Raw genomic sequence first — 19,086 nt, forward strand, 5'->3', positions numbered from 1 at the left:
GTCCCGGATTCCTGAAGTATGCAGAGGCCGTTCGAACGCACTCAATGATCGTTGTGTAACAGCCGATCGACGTGATTCGGCTTACTCGACCTCCGCGATCTCATCGAGCGTGACCCGGTGAGGTGAAGGGATCGGGCACCGCTCCCGTCCAGCGGTGCAGCACCGCCCGGCCGGTCTGCAGCGTGGTGCCGCCGGAGTCGGCGGTACCCGCCTCGCCCAGGTAGAAGCGGCCGTCGTCGAGCGAGACCAGACCGTACTGCCCCGCCGACTCGTACCCGTACACACCGGACGGCTCGTGGAACAGCCCGCGCGGGAGAAGGGACAGGAGGCGGCCGGACTCCGGGCGCGGCTGCCCCTTCACCACTCCCCGGCGGGCGGGCTTCGACCCGTCCACCACGTGGAGCGAGTAGTTGGGGAACGCCGTCTTCTTCCCCTTGTACACGGCCATCAGCCAGTTGCCGCTGTACCCGTCGTACTCCAGGTTCTGGACGCCGTAGGTGGTGTTGCCGGTGTGGGCGAAGAACTTGCCGTCGGGGGAGCCGGGGCCGCTGGTGTGCTGCGCGTCTTCCGTGAGCGGCCGCTCGTACCTTCGCCAGTCGCGTACGTCGTACTGGAGCAGCACCTGGTGGTCGTTGTCGGTGCGGGTGGTGTTGGAGTAGATCCCGTACGCGACCGTGAGCAGCCGGCCGCCGCCCCTGCGGTTCAGGTCGGGGCCGAAGGCGACACCGTCGATCCCGCTGCAGCCGTAGCGGTGGTCGGGGGTGTCGCCGGTGTCGCCGTCGAAGACGCCGTCGCCGTTCATGTCGGCGGTGTAGTCCCGCACGACCTCCCGGAGATGGACGGTGGAGACCACATCGGTGGTCCGGGCGTCCATGTTCATCCGGGTGATGCGGGACCCGTCGAAGATCGCGATGTAGAACGCCTCGGCGGCCTTGTACTCGAGAGAGCCGTAGACCCGGCCGTCGCCGGTGTTGAAGTCCAGATCACCCAGGTGCCCGGTGAAGCCGGTGACCGAGCCGATCGGCCGGCCCGCCAGATCGGTCTTCACCAGCAGATCGGTGAAGGAGAAGTACATGTGGCCCCTGCGGCGGTCGACGGCCGCGCCCTGGAGATGCCCGGACCGCCAGGCCCCGCCGTCGACGGAAGAGGGCGGCGGAGACGGGCGCGGCGGCACGGCGCCGGCGTGCCCGCTCTGCCCGGTGGACGGCGTGGACGGCGTGGTCGGGATGTTCGGTGTGTCCGGTGTACGGGCATGGGCCAGGCCCCCGCCCGTCGCGAGGAGGGCCGACGCGAGGACGGTGGACAGGAACAGGGCGGCGCTGTGAGCGAGTGCGCGGCTTCGCATGGTTCCTCCGAGGTCGAGATCCTGGGGTGAGCGGCGCCACCGGATGCGAGCGGTATCTCAGGCCCTGCCGTGCGAGACCCGCGAACGCCGGGCCACGGCATCCAGCGACACCGCCAGCAGCAGTACCCCGCCGGTGACCATGAAGCGGTAGGCGGAGTCGAGATTCAGCAGGGTGAGCCCACTGGAGATCGACTGGATCACGAGAACGCCGAGCAGCGCGGCGAACGCCGTGCCCCGGCCGCCGAACAGACTGGTCCCGCCGATGACGGCCGCCGCGATGGCGTTGAGGTTGACGTCACCGCCGCCGCTGCTCTGGTTGGCCGCCGCGAGCCGCGAGGCGGACAGCACCCCGCCGACGCACGCGAGCGTCGTGCACAGCACGAACGCGGTGGTGAGGACGGCCTGCACGTTCACGCCCGCACGCCGGGCGGCCTCCGAGTTGCCGCCGACCGCGTACATCGACTTGCCGAACGAGGTACGGGACAGGACGTAGTGCAACGCCAGTACCAGGGCGAGGAAGAACACGAACATCCAGCCCACCCCCCGGTCCCGGTTGAGATACCAGACCGCCGCGCCGAGACCGGCCAGCAACGTCACGCTCCGCCCGACGAGCAGACCCCGCGAGGCGGCGGCGAGACCCGCCCGCCGACGCTCCCCGGCACGGGCCGCACCGGTCGCGTACAGCACCGCCGCGCCCGCGACGACCAGCGTGTACGCCAGCCAGGGCGGCAGGAACTGGAGTTGGGCGAACGTCACCAGGCCCGAATCGAAGGGCAGGTTGATCGAACCCTTCGGCCCGAGAATCCACAACTGCACGCCGAGGAAGCCGAGGAGACCGCCCAGGGTGATGACGAAGCTGGGCACGCCGATCCGGTTGTGGACCTGGGCGTAGAACCAGCCGATCAGACCCGCCAGGGCCAGCGCGGCGGCCACGGCGAGCCAGGACGGCAGACCCCGGTCCACGAAGAGGACCGCCAGGACGGCGGCGCTCAGCCCGCTGACCGAGCCGACCGACAGATCGATCTGACCGACGAGGAGGACACAGACGACCCCCAGGGCGATGATCCCTACCGGCACGCTTTCGAGGGCGAGGTTCGTGAGGTTCGCGCTCGACAGGAAGATCGGGTTGAGGATCTGCATCACGACCCAGATCACGACGAGCCCGGCGAGAACGGGCAGGAGACCGAGATCGCCGCCGCGCAGCCGGGAGGAGACCGCCCGCCATCGGTCGCGCGCCCCGTCGGACCAGGCCGTCGGCTTTCGGGGGCCGACCCGCGAGAGCTCCGGGCTCGCGGTCGGCTCCGTCACGACGTCCCCCTCGCTCGCCGCCGGTTCCGTCATGACGCTTCCCCCTCGCCCGAGGCTTCCGTTCCGCCGCTCGCGCTCCGGGCCCGGCCGGCGCGGCGGCTGACCACGTTGTCCGTGGCTCCGGTGATGGCCGCCACCAGGTCCGACGCCGTCGCCTCGGCCGCGTCGAAGACGCCGTTGTTGCGGCCGAGCCGCAGGACCACCACGGTGTCGGCGACGGCCCGCACATCGGCCATGTTGTGGCTGACCATGATGACGCCCAGGCCACGCCCCTTCAGACGCTCGATCAGGTTGAGCACCTCCGCCGTCTGCGCCACACCCAGCGCGGCCGTCGGCTCGTCGAGGATGATCACCTTGGGGTCGCCCAGCAGGGTCCGCGCGATGGCCACCGTCTGCCGCTGTCCGCCGGACAGGGCGGCGACCGGTGCGCGCACCGAGGGGATCTTCGCCGACAGCTCTCCGAGCAGGGCGCGGGAGCGGACCTCCATGGTCACCTCGTCCAGCCGCAGACCGCGCAACTCCCTTCCGAGGAAGAGGTTTTCCACCACGTTCAGGTTCTCGCACAGGGCGAGGTCCTGGAACACGGTCGCGATGCCGAGCTGCTGTGCGGCGGCGGGGGAGGGGATGGAGACGACCGCGTCGCCGAAGCCGACGGTACCGGTGTCCGGCTGGTGCACCCCGGAGAGAACCTTGACCAGGGTGGACTTCCCCGCGCCGTTGTCGCCCACCAGCGCGACGACCTCGCCCGCGGCGACGTCCAGGGCCACATCGGTGAGCGCGGCGACCGCACCGAAGGACTTGCTGATGCCGCGCAGCGACAGCAGCGGCCCTCCGGACGCCTCTCGCGGGGAGGGAAAGGACTCAGCGGACATCGACCGACCTTCCGAGGCGGGCAGGGCAGAGGGAGCGGCGCGGATCCGTCCGCTCCCGCGACTACGTGACACCCGCCTCGGCGCAGGCGGCCGCGTACGTCGCCGTGCACACCTCGGCGGTCTTCAGCGGCTTCCCGTCGCCCACCAGCACCTCCGCGATGTTCTCCCGGGTGACCACGGTCGGGGTGAAGAGTTCGGAGGGGGTGCCGAAGAGTGTCGTCTTCCCCCGGGGCTTCTTCCCCTGGGCGAAGGCATGGGCCGCGGTCGCCGCCGCTTCCGCGACAGTCTTGATCGGCTTGGAGATGGTGTTGTACTGATCGCCCTTGATGATCCGCTGCGCGGCGGCGAGTTCGGCGTCGTTCCCCGTCACCGGCGGCACGGTCGCCCCGGCCGCCTTGAACGCGGCGATGGAACCGCCGCCCGTTCCGTCGTTGGCGGCCACCACACCGGCGATCTTCCCCGGGAACTTGCTGATCTGGCCGCTGACCCAGCTCTGCGCCTTGCCCGGTTCCCAGGCCGGGGTGTCGTACTCGGCGAGCAGATCGAATCCGCTGGAGTCGACCGCACTGTGGATGCCCTTCTTGATCAGGCCCGCCGCCGCGTCGGTCGGTGACCCGTTGACCTGGAGGAGACCGCCCTCGGCCTTCGTGGCCTGCAGGTGTTCCACCAGGGACGCGCCGATCATGGCGCCGATCTTCTCGTTGTCGAAGGAGACGTAGTAGTCCGCCGTGACCGCCGGGATCGGCCGGTCGTACGCGATGACGGGAACCCCTCGGCCCTGTGCCGTACGGACGGTGCTCGCCGCCGCGGCGGAGTCCACCGGATCGATCACGATGACATCGGCGCCCTGTGCGAGAGCGGAGTCGGCCTGTTGCTGTTGCTTCGCGGCATCGCCGCCCGCGTTCTGGTACAGCACCTCGCAACCGCCGCAGAGATCCCTCACTTTGGCCTTGAAGAGCGGTGCGTCGTACAGCTCGTAGCGGGTGGAGGCGATGTCGGGCATCAGGAAGGCGATCTTCGCGTTCTTTGACGACCTGCCGTCCGAACCGCTCGGCGCTTGTGTCGTACAGGCGGCGGCGGAGACGACCACCGCCATCGCGGACAAGGCTGCTGCAAGAGATCTGACAGAGCGTCGCTTCACTGGAATCTCCTCTGTCCTGAGGCGGAGAGCCCTCCTTCGCGTCAAATTAACAGCGGAAATGTTAGTAGTGTCAATGGGCATGTCATAAATAACAGGGCGGTCGGGTTCTTCAGCGGCGTACGGGTACCCCCGCGGGTGCTGCCCACAGGGTCCTGGCCGTCGCCAACTCGGCGCGGTACCGCTCGTATCCGTCCTCGTACAGCGCCCGTACGTCCGCGCGCGGGTCGACCACCTGATGGCGCCCGGGCGGCGCCTCGTACCCGGGGGAGAGCGAGGCCCTGGCGACGGACACCACGCCGAGCGCCCCGACCTGCTCCTCCAGCGGAATGCGGACGGGCCGCCCGAGGACGTCGGCGATCAGCCGGGCCCACATCACCGATCGCGTGCCGCCGCCGCACAGCGCGAGCGTGCCGTTCAGCCCCGCCGCGTCCAGGCAGTGCCGGGCCGCGTACCCGATGGCCTCGCAGACGGCCCGCACCGCGTCCGCCCGGCCGGTCGCCAGACTGAGCCCGTCGAGCCTGCCCTGCGCCGACGGTTCGACGAACGGGGCCCGTTCGCCCGCCTCGGACAGGAAGGGGAAGGCGCGGACGCCCCGGGCGCCGGGCGGGCTGTCGGTGAGCAGCGCGTCGACGTCGGCCGTGGTCGCGCCGACGAGGGAGAGCACCCACTCCAGCGCCGCCGTCCCCACCATGGCGGGCATGGCACGCAGCCACCGGCCCGGGTCGGGCGTGCACAGCCACATGCCGGCTGGCTCGGCGAGCGGATCGAGATCGACGCGGTCGGTCAGCACCTGGCTCGCGAGGGTCGTGCCGAGAATGAGAACCCCGTCCCCCACCTCACGCACCCCGCTGCCGATCGCACAGGCCGGCAGGTCGTACGGCCCCGCCACCACCGGCAGCCCCTCGGGCAGCCCCAGCAGTCCGGCGCCGCGACCGTCCAGCCCGAGCACCGTCCCGGGAGTAGCGGGAGACGGCAGCAGCCCCGCCCGCCCCTCGACCCCGCACGCGGCCAGCGCCCGAGGTGCGTAGCGGCGGGTACGCGGGTCGAGGAACGGCAGCGTGGCATCGGACGCGTCGAGACACACCCGGCCGGTCAGCCGCTGGGCGACGGCGTCCACGCAGTACCCCGCGACGGCGGCCCGGTCCAGCGCGTCCGGCTCGTGCTCCTGGAGCCAGTTCAGCAGGGGGCCGTGGCACCCCGGGAACATGCCGGAGCCGGTGTGCGCGTAAGCGGTGGCGATCGTGCCGTCCGCCAGCCACCGGGTCACCAGGTCCGAGGCCCGCGCGTCCATCCAGGAGATGGCCGGCCGCACCGCACGCCCCTCGGCGTCCCGCAGCCACAGACCGTCCCCCTGACCGGTGAGCGCCACGGCGTCCGGCGTACGGCCGATGGCGGCGGCGACCTCGCGAACGACCTCGACGACACCGGCCACGACCTCGTCGAGATCCTGCTCCACCCGGCCGCCCGACAGCATCTCCACATGCGAGCGCCGGCTCGCTGAGGCCAGGCGGTCGCCCGTCCCGTCGAACGCCACGGCCTTGATGACCGACGTACCGATGTCCACGCCGATGATCGTGCTCACGCCTGATACCTCCTGTGCGGGCCGATGGGTTCCCGGGCGGCTTCGATGGCGGCGGCGGTCAGGGCCGGTCCGCCGCCAGGACGTCGCGGTTCGCGAGGTGCGCCAGCTTCTCCCCCCGCAGGAAGCGGCCGACCTCCGCGGCGGTGATGTCCGCCGCGCGGTGAGCCGTCTGCCGGGTCGCGCCCGCCAGATGGGGCGTGGTGATCACGTTCGGTACGTCGTGCAGCGCCCAGTCGGCGGGGATCGGCTCGATGTCGTACACATCGAGGGCGAGCGCCCCCAGACTGCCGCTGCGCAGCAGCTCCGGCAACGGCGCGTGGTCGAGGAGTCCGCCGCGGGCGGAGTTCACCAGGACCGCGCCGTGCGGCAGCAGCCCGAGACGGCGGGCGTCGAGCAGATGGCGGGACTCCTCGGTCAGCCGGGCATGCAGGCTCACCACCGAACTCCGGCTCAGGAGGTCGTCCAGCTCGACGAGTTCGACACCGTCGGCCGCGACCGCCTCCGGGTCGGCGTACGGGTCGGCCGCGAGCACGTGCGCCCCGAAGGCGCGCATCACCCGCGCCACGATGCGGCCGATGGCCCCGTAGCCGACGAGCCCGACCGTGGCCCCGCCGAGTTCGCCGCCGCTCTCCTCGTACGCGTACAGATCGCCCCGCCACACGCCCCGCTTGAGCTCCGCGTCGGCCGTGCCGATCCGCCGCATCGCCGCGAGCATGAGCCCCACGGCGAACTCCGCGGCCGCGGGGGCGTTACGGCCGGGGGCGAAGCTCACCCTGACTCCGTGGCGGGTGGCGGCGGCCAGGTCCACATTCACCGGCCCGCCCCGCGAGACGGCGACCAGGCGCAACGCCGGCGACGCGGCGAACACCCGCTCGGTGAACGGGGCCATCTGTGTCACACAGACGGACGCCCCGTCCAGCGCCTCGACGAGCTCGTCCTCCGTGCCGCTCGCCTCATGGACCCCGGCGACCGGACCGAAGGGTTCGTGCGGCCAGGGGAGGGTCAGCTCCGCGAACTCCGGCAGCTCCCCGCCCGTGCGGGCCAGCTCCTGACTCACTGCCGCGCGAATCAACGCGGGACGGACGAAGTGGTCGCCTGCGGCGAGGATGCGCATGACGTCGGATTCCTTCTGCGAGGAGAGCCGGTGGGATGGCGTGGGCGAGCAGGTCGGAGCGTGATCCGGGCCGCGACAGCCCGGTCCTGGGCTGTGGAGAGTCTGTTAAATTTAACAGCGGCCGCGTGAGCGGGCAATGTGCCCGGCGCACTCGGCGTGTACGGCGCACGGGCCACGGCCACGACCTCGAAAGGGCGGCCCCCATGACCTCTCGTCTCCTGCTCGTACGGCACGGCGAGACCGAGTGGCACGCGGAGAACCGGTACGCCGGCGTCACCGACGTCGCCCTGACGCCCAGAGGCACGGCCCAGGCCGCCGCCCTCGGATCCTGGGCCGCCCGCAACGGCGTTGACGCGATCGCCTGCTCCCCGCTCAGCCGCGCCCGCCGGACGGCGGAGCCCGCGGCGGCGGCGCTGGGCCTGGCGGTCGACGTCCAGGAGGGGCTGCGGGAGGTGGACTTCGGGTGGGGCGAGGGTCGGACCGTCCAGGAGATGGCCGAGGAGGACCCCGAAGCCGTACGGCGCTTCCGCGAGGACGCCGACTCCGGCGCCTTCCCCGGCTCCGAGCCGGTCGCCCGGGCAGCGGCACGGGCGACCGGAGCCCTCCGCGACCTCGCACGCCGTCACCAGGGCGACCGGGTGCTCGTCGTCGCCCACAACACGCTGCTGCGCATCGCCCTGTGCGAGCTGCTCGGACTGCCCCTCGGGCACTACCGGCGGATCTTCCCGCGGCTGGACAACGGGGCGGTCACGGAGATCGAGATCCATGGCACAGACACGGCGCTGCGCTCGCTCAACGTCCCCACCACCGCGCCCCCCGCCCCCGCGCCCGGCCCGGGCCCTGCGGGAGACTGACCCCCATGACCAAGAGATCCGCCGAAGAACGCCGACGGCTCATCGCCGACCATGTCGTGGAACAGGGCACGGTCACCGGCGCCGCCCTCGCGCGGCTCACGGGCGTCAGCCTGATGACCGTCCACCGCGACCTCGACGACCTCGCGCGGCAAGGCGTACTGAGGCGCTTCCGCGGCGGCGCGTCCGCCCTGCCCTCGACGGTGTTCGAGTCGAGCCTCGACTACCGGCTCGGCGTCAACACGGCGGAGAAGAACGCCGTCGCACGCGCCGCCGCCGAACTGGTCGAGCCCGGCATGTCGGTGATGCTCGACGACTCCACCACGGTGCTGGTCATGGCCGGCCTGCTCGTCGACCTCGCGCCGCTCACCGTGGTCACCAACGCCCGCCGGGTGCTCGACGTCTTCACCGACCGTGAAGGCATCCGCCTGATCGCCCTGGGCGGCGAGTATTCGCGCACCCACGACTCCTTCCTCGGGATGCCCTGCGTCGAGGCGGTGGAGGCGCTCTCGGTCGACCTCGTCGCCGTCTCCACCTCCGCCCTCGACGCCAGGACGGCCTACCACCAGGAGCAGGACGTGGTGCTGGTCAAGCGGGCGATGCTGACGTCGGCGGCGACGAAGGTGATGCTCATGGACCACACCAAGCTCGCTCGCACCGCGTTGCACCGCGTGGGGCCCGTCGCCGACCTGGACCATCTGGTCGTGGACGACGGCGCGGACGCCGAACTGCTCGGCAAACTCCGCGAACGCACGCAGGTGACGGTGGCGGCCGTCGCACGGTGAAGCAGCCCGCCCGATGATGGAAGGCGTGTTAATTTCACACAGGACCACCCATGGAGGGTGGACGGACGAGCTTGGTCCCGCCGGGGAAGGACGCCTTCGACCATGAGCAGTGACTCCAGCGGCACCGGCCCCCATGCTCCGGCCGTGATCGGCATCGATGTGGCGACCGCGTCCGTCCGCGTCCTGTGCGTCGATGGACAGGGGCAGGTGCTCGCGGAAGCCCGGACCGATCTGCCGCCCCCCGTGCGCACTTCTCCGGGGACGGTCACGGGGACGCGTACGGGAACGAGCGAGCAGGACGCCCGTTCGTGGTGGCCCGCCGTACGGTCGGCCCTGCGCCGCACCACGGCCGCGCTGCCCCGGGGCGGCCGCGAGGTGATCGCGGTGGCCGTGTCCGCCACATCCGGCACCATCGTGCCCACCGGGTCCGACGGCGAACCGATCGGCCCGGCCCTCATGTACGACGACCGGCGAGCCGCCGAGCTCAACGCCGAGGCCCAGCGAACCGGCAGCGCCCGCTGGAACGCGCTCGGCCTGTCGGTGGGCCCCACCGCGGCGCTCGGCCGAGCCGTCTGGTGCCGCCGCACCTACGGCTCCGCTCTGCACCAGGTCCTGCACACCCCCGACCTCATCGGGCGCGAACTGACCGGCCACCCGGTCGCCACGGACTGGAGCCACGCGCTCAAGTCCGGCTACGACGCCCGCGGTTCGGAGTGGCCGCACGAGGTCTTCGACGCCCTCGACTTCCCGCTCGACCTGCTCCCCGCCGTACGCGCCCCCGGCACCGGGGCCGGAGTCGTCGGCCCGGAAGCGGCCGAGGCCACGGGCCTGCCCGAAGGGTGCTCCGTACGCCTCGGAATGACGGACGGCTGTGCGGGCCAGATCGCCACCGGGGCGGTCGAGCCGGGCCGGTTCGTGGGCGTGCTCGGCACCACGTACGTCCTGAAGGGGGTCTCCGCGGACCTGGTGCGTGATCCGACGGGTGCGTTCTACAGCCATCGGCACCCCGACGGCTGGTGGCTCCCCGGCGGGGCGTCCAACACCGGAGGCGAGTGCCTGGCCCGAACCGCTCCGGCCCGCCTGCCCGCGCTGGACGCCGCGGCGGCGGCCCGGGGCCCGGCTTCGTATACGCGCTACCCGCTGTGCCGCGAGGGCGAACGGTTCCCCTTCGTCTCCGGTGCGGCGCGCGGCTTCGCACGGGGCCGCCCCCGCGACGAGACGGACGCCCACCGTGCCGCACTCGAAGGAGTGGCGTTCGTGGAACGCCTGGCCCTGGACCGGATCGAGCGTCTCGGCGTCCCGGTGCTCGGCCCTCTGCACGCGGCCGGTGGAGGCAGCCGCAGCGCGGTATGGACGGCGATCCGCGCCACCGTTCTGAACCGCCCGGTCCGGGTCGTCGAGCGCGCGGAGACGGCGTTCGGCGCCGCACTCCTCGCCGCGACCGGCACGCTCCACGAAGACCTCACGGCGAGCGCCGCCGCCATGGTGCGTACGGGGGCGCTCGTCGAGCCGGTGCCGGCGGAACGCCCCGCGCTGGAGGACGCCCACGCCCGCTTCGTCGAGGCACTGCGCGAGCGCGGCTGGCTCCCCGACGACTGACGCGGCCGCGGCCCGACGCCGTCTACAGCCACCCGTGGCGCGCCGCGTGCCAGGCGAGCTGCATACGGGTCGCGGCGTCGGAGCGTTCCATCAGGCTCTGGATCCGGCGCTGGACGGTACGACGGCTCAGCTGCATCTGCGAGGCGATCGTCTTGTCACTGCCCCCCGCCACCAGCAAGGACAGCAGCCGGCGGTCCGTGGGGGAGAGGACGTCGGGCGTGTGGGGGCCGCCATCGGCCGGCCCGCCCGTGTCGTCGATGTCGAGCGGCACCGCGTCCTCCCAGTAACGCTCGAAGAGCGCGATGAGGGCCGCGAGCAGATTGCTGTCCCTGACCAGTGCCGTCGTGGGCTCCTCCGGGCTGCCGTGCGGCCCGCCGCTGACGAGCGGGAACACCGCGACGGCGCGATCCACGATCGCCAGGCGCAGCGGCAGTTGCGGCACGGCGCGAGCGACCTCACCGGCCTGCACGCCCGCCATCACGTTGCTCACCGCGTCCTCGTCGTCGAAGAACGCCTTCTCGTACAGCACCCGGTAGCGCACACCGCGGGCCAGCGCGTCGAACTCGTCCCAGTTGCTTCCCGAGGGCATGGCCACGTACTGCGCCTTGCAGAACCAGAGCATCTCGTCCTGCGCGCCCTTCTGAAGCTGCCGCAGGCAGTGACGCAGCGCCTCGGCGCCGGTGATGACCTCGAGGAGCTGACCCGCGTCGCGGCGACGCATCGTCTCGCGGTAGGAGTCCATCAGCCGAGCGGCCTCGCGCCGGGCGATGTCGAGGGCGTCGGCGCTGTGCCTGATCCGCGGCAGCAGGGCCGCGTCCGGGGCGGCGGCCATGTAGAGGTGCGGGGTGCCGTCGGTCGGGCTGGCGAGGCCCTTCGCGGTGAGCGCCCGGAGAACTTCCGCGGTGTGAGCCGCCGTCAGCCCCGCGCGCTCCGCGAGATCGGACGCGCTCGCCCGGCCGGATGCGACGAGGAGCCCGTAGACGGACTCCTCGTCGGGGGAGAGCCCCGCAATCTCCAGCATGGCGCATGCCCTCCCCGAGACCTGGGTCAGATTGTTGAATAGCGTACTACGTGGCTGGAGGGCGGGACCGGGGGTGCACGACGCCGCTCGTACACCCCCGTACCTCCCGTGCCGGGGCTACCGGTGTACGGCGTAGGCGCGTTGCACCGTCTGCCGCACGGAGTTGCCCGCGCTGTCGCTCGCCGTGACGCGGAGCGTGACCCAGGTCCGGCGCTGTGCCGGTGCCGTGAGCTCGGCCCGGAAGCCGAGGTCGCCGTGAGCCCTGGTGCGCGCGGTGGTCCAGCTCCGTCCGTCGTCGTACGACGCCTCGACGCGGAGGGTGACGCCACGGGAGGCGGCGAGGCCCTTCTGCGCGCGGACCTTCACCTCGACGCGGTGCGACCGTCCGCCGTCCACCACGTTGCGGGCGTCGACCGGTACGTCGTAGTCCAGCTGGAGCAGCGGGAGCGGCGTGGTCGCCTTGCTGTGGCCCGAACGGAACGACCAGGACGTATCGGCCGACACACCGGCCTTCCAGTCCTCCGACTCGCGCGCCGTCGACAGATCCAGCCGGTAACGGGCGGGCGCGTCCGGCACGCTGATGTCCTGCCAGGCGCTGCTCACCCCGGCCACCTTCTCGCCGTCGCGGTACAGGACCGCGCTCGCGACATCGACCTGCGGGACCTCGCCGAGACCGTCGCCGGCACTCCTGCGCGACCAGTGTCCGGGCTGCGAGTCGGTGAACTCCGGAATCCTCAGACGCAGCAGGTTTCCCTCGCGCACGGTCGGGGTGGAGGTACCGACCGGAATGGAGGGCCGCACGATCGCGCCCTGCCAGGTCTCCGCGGGCCGGTGGCCGGCCCGGAAGGTGCGCGGCTGGTCGAGCATGCCGTGGACGAGCGGCTCGTCCACGAAGAAGGTCGTCGTGTGGTGCACCCGGTGCTGCCACACGGTGTCGTCGGCGCTCACGTACTCGGTGCGGGCGAACCCCAGAGGCACGAACCGCGTGTACTGGTTCCAGGCCGTCTGCTGGTAGGGCCGCCAGCCGAAGCGCTGCTCACTGGCCCAGCCGCTGACACCGTTGTCCGCGTATGTGGTGGGAACAACCGCGCTGTTGGACGCGGACACCGTGTGCACGACCTTCCGCGGCACCTGCTGCCGAGCCACCTGCATCACGTCGTAGAGGTAGGGGCTGCGGGCGGTGCCGGAGAATTCCACCGAGGCCGAGCCGCGGGCGATACGGGCCAGCAGCGCGGCCCCCTCCGACGCGCCGATCCGTATCGTGGGCACGGCCCAGCGCTCGCCCATCGGCTGCCAGCGGGTCCAGCTGTTGTCCTCGAAGTGGACGACCAGCACCGCCCGGGCACCGGCCTTCGCGGCGCCTTCGGCGAAGTCCTTCTCGTTCTCGCCCATGGGATTGTTCACGACCGCGATCCGGCCGCGGGCCTTGGCGAAGTCGGGCTTGTCGGCGTCACCCGCGTCGACCGCGGTCAGGGTCTGGCCGGACTCGGGAAGGAGGGGTGACATCGGAAGGTAGTAGGCGCCGAGGTCGGTCTGCTTCTTCTTCGCCTTCACCTTCGCTTTGAGGAGTGGGGCGACGAGCTGCCAGCGGGAGGCGAACTCGAACGTGCCCTCGGTGACCCGGGCGGTCGGGCTGATGTACAGCCGCTTGGCGCTGTCGAAGAACATCGTGCCCTGCGTCAGCCCCCGGCCCCCGATCTCCCGGTACGTCTGGTAGCTGAGGATGCCGCGCTGCTCGGCGGGCCGAGGCGTGCGGATCTCGACCGGCACGGTGGTCCGGGCGTCCAGGGTGACGGTCATGTCCTTGGTGACCTTCACCTCCGGGATCACCGCGTGGCGCAGCTCCTCGCCGTCGTTCGCCGAGTCGGTCCAGCTGGTGTTGACCTGGTAGACGCCCTCCTCGACCTCGGTGGTGGCCGCGGCGGGGTCGGTGTACCCGACGAAGCCGTCGGCACCCCAGACGGTGGGCAGGTCACCGACCCGCTTGCCGTCCTTGTCGATGGTCTTGAAGGTGATCCGGTGGGTGGGCCCCTGGACGACGACGCTCACCGTGGTCCGCGCGAGCACCGTGCCGTCGGCGGAGGTGGCGGTGACATAGCCGTAGAACTTGCCCCGACCCGCGCGGGCCGGGTCGACGGTCAGCAGAGCCTCGGCGGACGCGTTCGCCGGTATCCGTACGGAGTCGGCGCCGAGACGCACCGATCCGGCAGCGGGCTTCCGGCCGGCTTCCGTGGCCAGCTCGACCGCCAGACTCAGCTGGACGTCCGTGCCGGAGGAGTTGGTGTAGCGGAGCCGGGAGAGACCGGGTTCGGCCGCCTCCGTCGAGAAGGGCCCGAGGGCCAGCGTTCCGGTGGCGCTCACCGCACCGAGCACGGCGGCCCGGGCATCGATCCGTCCGCTGCCCTGCTCCGTCACCTTCTGTCCGGCGACGGTCACCGCGGAGCTGATCAGCGCGTCCTTGAGCCGGTCGGCGGTCCACTCCGGGTGCCGCTGGGCCAGCAGCGCGGCCGCGCCCGCCACATGAGGAGTCGCCATGGAGGTGCCGGAGGCGGCGACGTAGTGCTCGTCGACCGGCGTGCCCATGGTGGTGCCGGCCGCGCGCGCGGCCACGATCCCCACGCCGGGAGCCGTCACATCCGGCTTGACCGCCTCGTCACCCGGGCGCGGACCGCGGCTGGAGAACGGGGCGAGGGAGTCGTCCCGGTCCACCGCGCCGACCGTCAGGGCGGCGTCCGCGGCGCCGGGGGAGCCGACCGTCCGCGGGCCCTGCTCGCCGTCGTTGCCGGCGGCCACGACGAACAGGGCGCCGGAGCGCCGGCTGAGGTCGTTGAGGGCCAGGCTCATCGGGTCGGTTCCGTCACTGGCGCCCGACGAGCCGAGGCTCATGTTGACGATGTCGGCGCCCTGCTCCACCGCCCATTCCATGCCCGCGATGACCTGCGACGAACTGCCGAAACCGTCGTCCCCGAGCACCTTGCCGACCAGCAGCCGTGCGCCGGGCGCCACGCCCCGGCGGGTGCTGCCGGACCCGGAGGCGACGCCACTGCCGCCGACGACGGACGCCACGTGAGTGCCGTGCCCGAACAGGTCTCCGGTGCCGCCGCTGTCGGAGAAGTCCTTGGCCGCCGTCACCCGGCCGGCCAGATCGGGATGGTTCTGGTCGGCTCCGGTGTCCAGGACGGCCACCTTGACCCCGTCGCCGCGATACCCGGCCGACCACACGTCCGGGGCGCCGATCTGGGCCGTGCTGCGATCGAGGGACGCGCTCACCCGGCCGTCCAGCCACACGCGCGGCGCGTCGACGGCCTTCGTACGCCGTCCGTCGGCGGAGACCAACGTCTTCCAGAACCGGCCGAGATCGGCGTTGTCGACGCGCAGCGCGTGTGCGTCGATGCTGTCGAGCCTGCGCACGGACGACTGCTCGGCCAGCCCGGTCAGTTCGTTCAGCGACGAGGCCGTCATGCCGTCGGCCTGCTCCACGATCAGCGGGAGGGCGTCGGTGTGCTCCGTGTCGTACCGCTGCGCGAGGAGCGCTGTTACGTCGAAGAGGCCGCGGTCCAGCCGCCCGGCCGTCACCAGCGCGTCGGCGTCGGACGGCAGGACCGTGACGTGGCCGTCCTGCTCCAGGGTCCGGAAGAGCAGCCCCTTCCGCCCGGGGCCCGGCGTCACGGACGCCGCCTGGCGGCCGTCCGGGCCGCGGGTGAGCGCCACCCGGTCGCCCGTGATCAGCCGCACCGTCGGCGCGTCGCCCGGCGACAGGGGCTCGGCGGCCGTGCCTCGGGGCGCTTGCGCACTCGCGGGCAGGGGGACCACGGCGCCGGCGGCCAGCGCGAGACCAGCTGATATGGCCGCCAACAGGCGCAACCGTCTCATCAGGTGCAGCCTTTCCTCTTGATCGACGTAACTGCGTGCCGGGCCAGAATGTGCTGATGGCCGAAGGGGTGTCATGCGAATCCCGTGACGCAGGTGGGACATGTCGCAAGAGCGACAGCCCCGAACCGACCTTATGTTGATGCGTCAACCTCCCGGGGTTAAGGTGACGTAACGGTCGACGGGTATCCGTCGAGCCGGTAGCGAGCAGGTATTCAAGGAGGAAACATGGCGGTCGAAGTGAGCGACGTGCCCGGGGCGAACCGCTATGAGGCGTACGTCGACGGAGAGTCCAAGCCGGCGGGCATCGCGCAGTACATCCGTACGGCAGAGCTCGTCGCGTTCGTGCACACCGAGGTGGAGCCGGCGTACGAGGGGCGAGGAGTCGGGTCCGCGCTGGCCCGGGCCGCCCTGGACGAGGCGCGCGCGGCGAACCTGGGGGTGCTCGCCACCTGCCCCTTCTTCGCGGGCTGGATCGCCCGGCACCCCGACTACCAGGAGCTGCTGTACCAGTCCCGCAGCAAGGTCAGCGACTGAAGCAGTTGACTGGTCAACTATATGGATGATTGGCTTTCCCGGTAGGTCCCTGCCGCTCGTTGAAGAGGCAGAGGTTCGGCAGTCACCCCGAGGAGGGAACCATGGGAACGCGCGTTGCGGACAACCCCGATGAGTCGCGTTACGAGATCTTCGACGGCGATGAGCGGGCCGGATTCGTCGAGTATCACCGATTCCGGGACGAGATCGCCTTCCTCCACACGGAGATCGACCCGCGCTTCGGGGGCCGAGGCCTCGGGGGCACGCTGGCCCGCTCGGTCCTCGACGAGGCCAGGAAGCAGGAGCTCACGGTGCTTCCCTTCTGCCCCTTCATCCGTGGCTGGCTCCGCAAGCACCCGGAGTACACCGACCTGGTGCCGGAGGCGCAGCACGCGCGGTTCGGGCTGTGACACCCGCCGGATCACCGGACACCGGAGGAGGTTGGTTCCGCCGTGCGAGCTCTGATCATCGATCGCTCAACGCCCCTCGGCATCCGTCTCGGTGAAGCGGAACCACCCAGGCCGGCGCCCCACCAGGCGCTGGTACGGGTGGCCGCCACCTCCCTCAACTTCGGCGAGGTGAGCCACGGCATCGCGACGGCGGCGCCGGGCGTCGTTCTCGGCTGGGACGCGGCCGGGCTGGTGGAAGAGGCCGCCGCCGACGGGTCCGGACCGCCCGTCGGCACTCCGGTGCTCACCATCGGCGCGGACGGCGGATGGGCCGAACTCCGCGCGGTGGACACCGGGGCCCTGGGCTCCGTGCCGCCCGGCACCGATCCCGGTGCGCTCAGCACGCTCCCTGTCGCCGGCCTCAGCGCCCTGAGGGCCCTCCGCCGTTGCGGACCCGTGTCCGGGAAACGCGTGCTGGTCACCGGCGCGACGGGCGGGGTGGGTCGGTTCGCGGTGCGCCTCGCCCACGCCGAGGGCGCCCGGGTCACGGCGTCCACGGGTGATCCGGACGAACACGGGGACGCCCTCCTGGCCTTGGGCGCGGACGAGATCGTTCATGGACCCGAGCACGCCGACGGGGAGTGGGACGCCGTCGTGGACACGGTCGGCGGCCAGCAGCTGGTGGACTCCTTCGCGAAGCTGGCGGCACACGGCACGCTCGTCGCCGTCGGCGATGTCACCTCGCGCCCCGTCACCTTCCCGCCGGGCGCGTTTCTCGGCAGCGAGAACCGGCACGGCCGTGCGATCGTCACGTTCCACTCGCTGGACGGCCCCGCACCCGGCCCGGATCTGGAACATCTCGCCCGGTTGATGGCGGAGCAGGTGCTCACCCCCCACATCGGCTGGCGCGGCGACTGGAGCCGCGCGGACGAGGCCATCGACCTGCTGAACTCCCGCCGCCTCCACGGCAAGGCCGTACTGGACGTTCCGACCGTTCGGTGACCTGGCAGGTGGAAGGGGGCGCCGCCGCCCGTGGCCGCGGCGCCCCGCTCCCACCTGAACCCGCATCAGTGGAGCTGGCGTTCGTGCTCCTCGGCGAGGTCCAGGTTCGCGGACACGCCTCGCAGCGTCACCAGCGCCCAGACCGCGGCGACGACCATCACCCCGGCGCCGGCGACACCGGTCACCACGGCCGCCTCGGTGAACGCCTCCTTCGCGGCAGCGAGGACGAGGCTCCCCGTGCCGCCGCCGATCTCCCCGGCCACGATCAGGGCTTCGGCCAGCGTCGAGGACACCCGGTCGAGCAGGTCCGCGGGGAGGCCGAGCGCGTCGGTTCCCGCGGAGGCGGCCCTGGTGTACCAGGAGACGAGCAACCCGCCCAGCACCGCGGTGCCGAGCGTCGTACCCACCTCGTACGCGGTCTCGGACGTCGCGGCGGCCTGCCCGGCGCGTTCGGGCCTCACGGAACTCATGATGATGTCGTTGCTCAGCGCCAGGGCCATGCCCGCGCCCAGCGAGACCAGCCCCAGCACGGCCGCGACGAGAAGAGGGGGCGATGTCGGAGTCAGGAAGACGGTCAGCCCGAACCCGGTGGCCGTCGTCAGGAGCCCGCCGGTGACGACGTGGGCGGGCGGATGACGCTTGACCAGGGCGGCCCCGACGAACGCGGCGCCGGCGGCGAGGACCGCCTGGGGCATCAGCCAGAAGGACGTCCGGAGCGGGCTGAGCCCGAGGACGAGCTGGAGGTGCTGGGTGAGCGCCAGCAGAGCTCCGGCCATCGCGAGGATGGCCAGCAGATCCGTGATGACGGCGCCGCGGAAGTACCGCACCGTGAACAGCCTGACGTCCAGGAGAGGTGTGGGGAGCCGCAGTTGCCTCCGGACGAACAGGGTGATCGCCAGAAGGCCGACGGCGAGGGCCGTGAGTCCGAGACCGACGTCCTTGCCCCCGGTGAGGGTCTTGATGCTGTACACCACGCAGATCAGCCCGACGAAGGAGAGCGCGACGCTCGGGATGTCGATCCTGTGCAGATCGGGGTTGCGGCTTTCGGGCAGCAGGAGCGGACCGAGGACGAGGAGAAGCAGCATGACGGGGATGTTCATCAGGAACGCGGCCTGCCAGCTGAACGTCTCGATGATCCAGCCGCCGACGATCGGCCCCGCGGCTCCGCCGACCGACGCCATCGCCGCCCACACGGCCATCGCGTAACGGCGCTCCTGCCGGTCCAGGAACATGTTGCGGGCCAGCGACAGCGTCGAGGGCATCATGATCGCGCCCCCGACGCCCAGGAGCGCGCGGGCGGCGATCAGCATCCAGGGCTCCGTCGCCAGTGCGCCGAGCACCGAGGCGAGCGCGAAGAGGACGGCTCCGACGAGCAGGTTCCGCCGCCGCCCGAACCGTTCACCCACGGAGCTCATCGCCACGAGCAGACCGGCGAGCACGAGTGAGTAGGTGTCGATCATCCACAGCTGCTGCGTGCCCGAGGGGCTCATGTCGGCCGAGATCTCCGGCAGCGCCATGATCAGGACGGTGCCGTCGATGGTGATCAGCAAGAGGGGCAGGACGAGTACGGCGAGACCGGTCCAGGTCTTGGCCGTGGCCTTGGGAGGGGGGCCAGGCATGGGCGCTCCTGATACGAGGGCGGGGGACGGGCTACCCATGAGCGTACGGACCAT

At 71.7% G+C, this 19,086-nt stretch carries 15 protein-coding genes; 6 read left to right on the forward strand and 9 right to left on the reverse strand.

The window, feature by feature from the left end; genetic code table 11:
• Window positions 1-100: 100 nt before the first annotated feature.
• From KV381_RS35990 to KV381_RS36015, 6 genes are all read right to left on the reverse strand, one after another.
• Entirely contained in the window at window positions 101-1,345 is a 1,245-nt protein-coding gene (locus KV381_RS35990; RefSeq protein ID WP_218787122.1) for a hypothetical protein, read from the reverse strand.
• A gap of 57 nt (window positions 1,346-1,402) precedes the next feature.
• Window positions 1,403-2,686, reverse strand: a complete 1,284-nt coding sequence (locus KV381_RS35995; RefSeq protein WP_218787123.1) for a sugar ABC transporter permease — start codon at window positions 2,684-2,686, stop codon at window positions 1,403-1,405.
• Window positions 2,683-3,525 (reverse strand): ATP-binding cassette domain-containing protein, encoded by an 843-nt coding sequence (locus tag KV381_RS36000; protein WP_030627675.1) that lies wholly within the window; start codon window positions 3,523-3,525, stop codon window positions 2,683-2,685. Before KV381_RS36000 ends, KV381_RS35995 begins: the two co-directional genes overlap by 4 nt.
• A gap of 61 nt (window positions 3,526-3,586) precedes the next feature.
• On the reverse strand, window positions 3,587-4,621 hold the full coding sequence (locus tag KV381_RS36005; protein ID WP_283782943.1) for a substrate-binding domain-containing protein: 1,035 nt from the start codon (window positions 4,619-4,621) through the stop codon (window positions 3,587-3,589).
• Window positions 4,622-4,775: 154 nt separating this feature from the next.
• Window positions 4,776-6,248 (reverse strand): FGGY-family carbohydrate kinase, encoded by a 1,473-nt coding sequence (locus KV381_RS36010; protein ID WP_218787125.1) that lies wholly within the window; start codon window positions 6,246-6,248, stop codon window positions 4,776-4,778.
• A gap of 58 nt (window positions 6,249-6,306) precedes the next feature.
• The gene (locus KV381_RS36015; protein WP_218787126.1) at window positions 6,307-7,362 is read right to left on the reverse strand and encodes a 2-hydroxyacid dehydrogenase; all 1,056 of its coding nucleotides are present in this window, start codon (window positions 7,360-7,362) and stop codon (window positions 6,307-6,309) included.
• Between the two features lie 203 nt (window positions 7,363-7,565).
• Between KV381_RS36015 and KV381_RS36020 the strand changes: the two genes are divergently transcribed.
• The 3 genes from KV381_RS36020 (at window position 7,566) to KV381_RS36030 (ending at window position 10,597) form a co-directional block, all read left to right on the forward strand.
• Window positions 7,566-8,216 (forward strand): histidine phosphatase family protein, encoded by a 651-nt coding sequence (locus tag KV381_RS36020; protein ID WP_030080488.1) that lies wholly within the window; start codon window positions 7,566-7,568, stop codon window positions 8,214-8,216.
• Between the two features lie 5 nt (window positions 8,217-8,221).
• The gene (locus tag KV381_RS36025) at window positions 8,222-8,998 is read left to right on the forward strand and encodes a DeoR/GlpR family DNA-binding transcription regulator (RefSeq protein ID WP_030080486.1); all 777 of its coding nucleotides are present in this window, start codon (window positions 8,222-8,224) and stop codon (window positions 8,996-8,998) included.
• A gap of 102 nt (window positions 8,999-9,100) precedes the next feature.
• Window positions 9,101-10,597, forward strand: a complete 1,497-nt coding sequence (locus KV381_RS36030; protein WP_103538469.1) for an FGGY-family carbohydrate kinase — start codon at window positions 9,101-9,103, stop codon at window positions 10,595-10,597.
• A 22-nt stretch (window positions 10,598-10,619) separates the two neighbouring features.
• Here KV381_RS36030 and KV381_RS36035 read toward each other — a convergent pair whose 3' ends face one another.
• A complete protein-coding gene (locus KV381_RS36035) occupies window positions 10,620-11,618 on the reverse strand; it encodes a helix-turn-helix domain-containing protein (protein ID WP_218787127.1) in 999 nt (332 codons plus the stop codon).
• A gap of 117 nt (window positions 11,619-11,735) precedes the next feature.
• Window positions 11,736-15,491, reverse strand: a complete 3,756-nt coding sequence (locus tag KV381_RS36040) for a S8 family serine peptidase (RefSeq protein ID WP_218787128.1) — start codon at window positions 15,489-15,491, stop codon at window positions 11,736-11,738.
• A 225-nt stretch (window positions 15,492-15,716) separates the two neighbouring features.
• Between KV381_RS36040 and KV381_RS36045 the strand changes: the two genes are divergently transcribed.
• From KV381_RS36045 to KV381_RS36055, 3 genes are all read left to right on the forward strand, one after another.
• The gene (locus KV381_RS36045) at window positions 15,717-16,025 is read left to right on the forward strand and encodes a GNAT family N-acetyltransferase (RefSeq protein ID WP_030627659.1); all 309 of its coding nucleotides are present in this window, start codon (window positions 15,717-15,719) and stop codon (window positions 16,023-16,025) included.
• A 101-nt stretch (window positions 16,026-16,126) separates the two neighbouring features.
• Complete coding sequence (locus tag KV381_RS36050; protein WP_030080476.1) at window positions 16,127-16,432, forward strand: GNAT family N-acetyltransferase; 306 nt, start codon at window positions 16,127-16,129, stop codon at window positions 16,430-16,432.
• A gap of 42 nt (window positions 16,433-16,474) precedes the next feature.
• On the forward strand, window positions 16,475-17,413 hold the full coding sequence (locus KV381_RS36055; RefSeq protein WP_030080474.1) for a zinc-binding dehydrogenase: 939 nt from the start codon (window positions 16,475-16,477) through the stop codon (window positions 17,411-17,413).
• A 65-nt stretch (window positions 17,414-17,478) separates the two neighbouring features.
• On the opposite strand, the gene KV381_RS36060 is transcribed toward KV381_RS36055, so the two are convergent.
• On the reverse strand, window positions 17,479-19,032 hold the full coding sequence (locus KV381_RS36060) for an MFS transporter (RefSeq protein ID WP_218787129.1): 1,554 nt from the start codon (window positions 19,030-19,032) through the stop codon (window positions 17,479-17,481).
• Between the last annotated feature and the right edge of the window lie 54 nt (window positions 19,033-19,086).

It is taken from the genome of Streptomyces sp. WY228, from assembly GCF_019287315.1.
Lineage (GTDB): Bacteria > Actinomycetota > Actinomycetes > Streptomycetales > Streptomycetaceae > Streptomyces > Streptomyces caviscabies.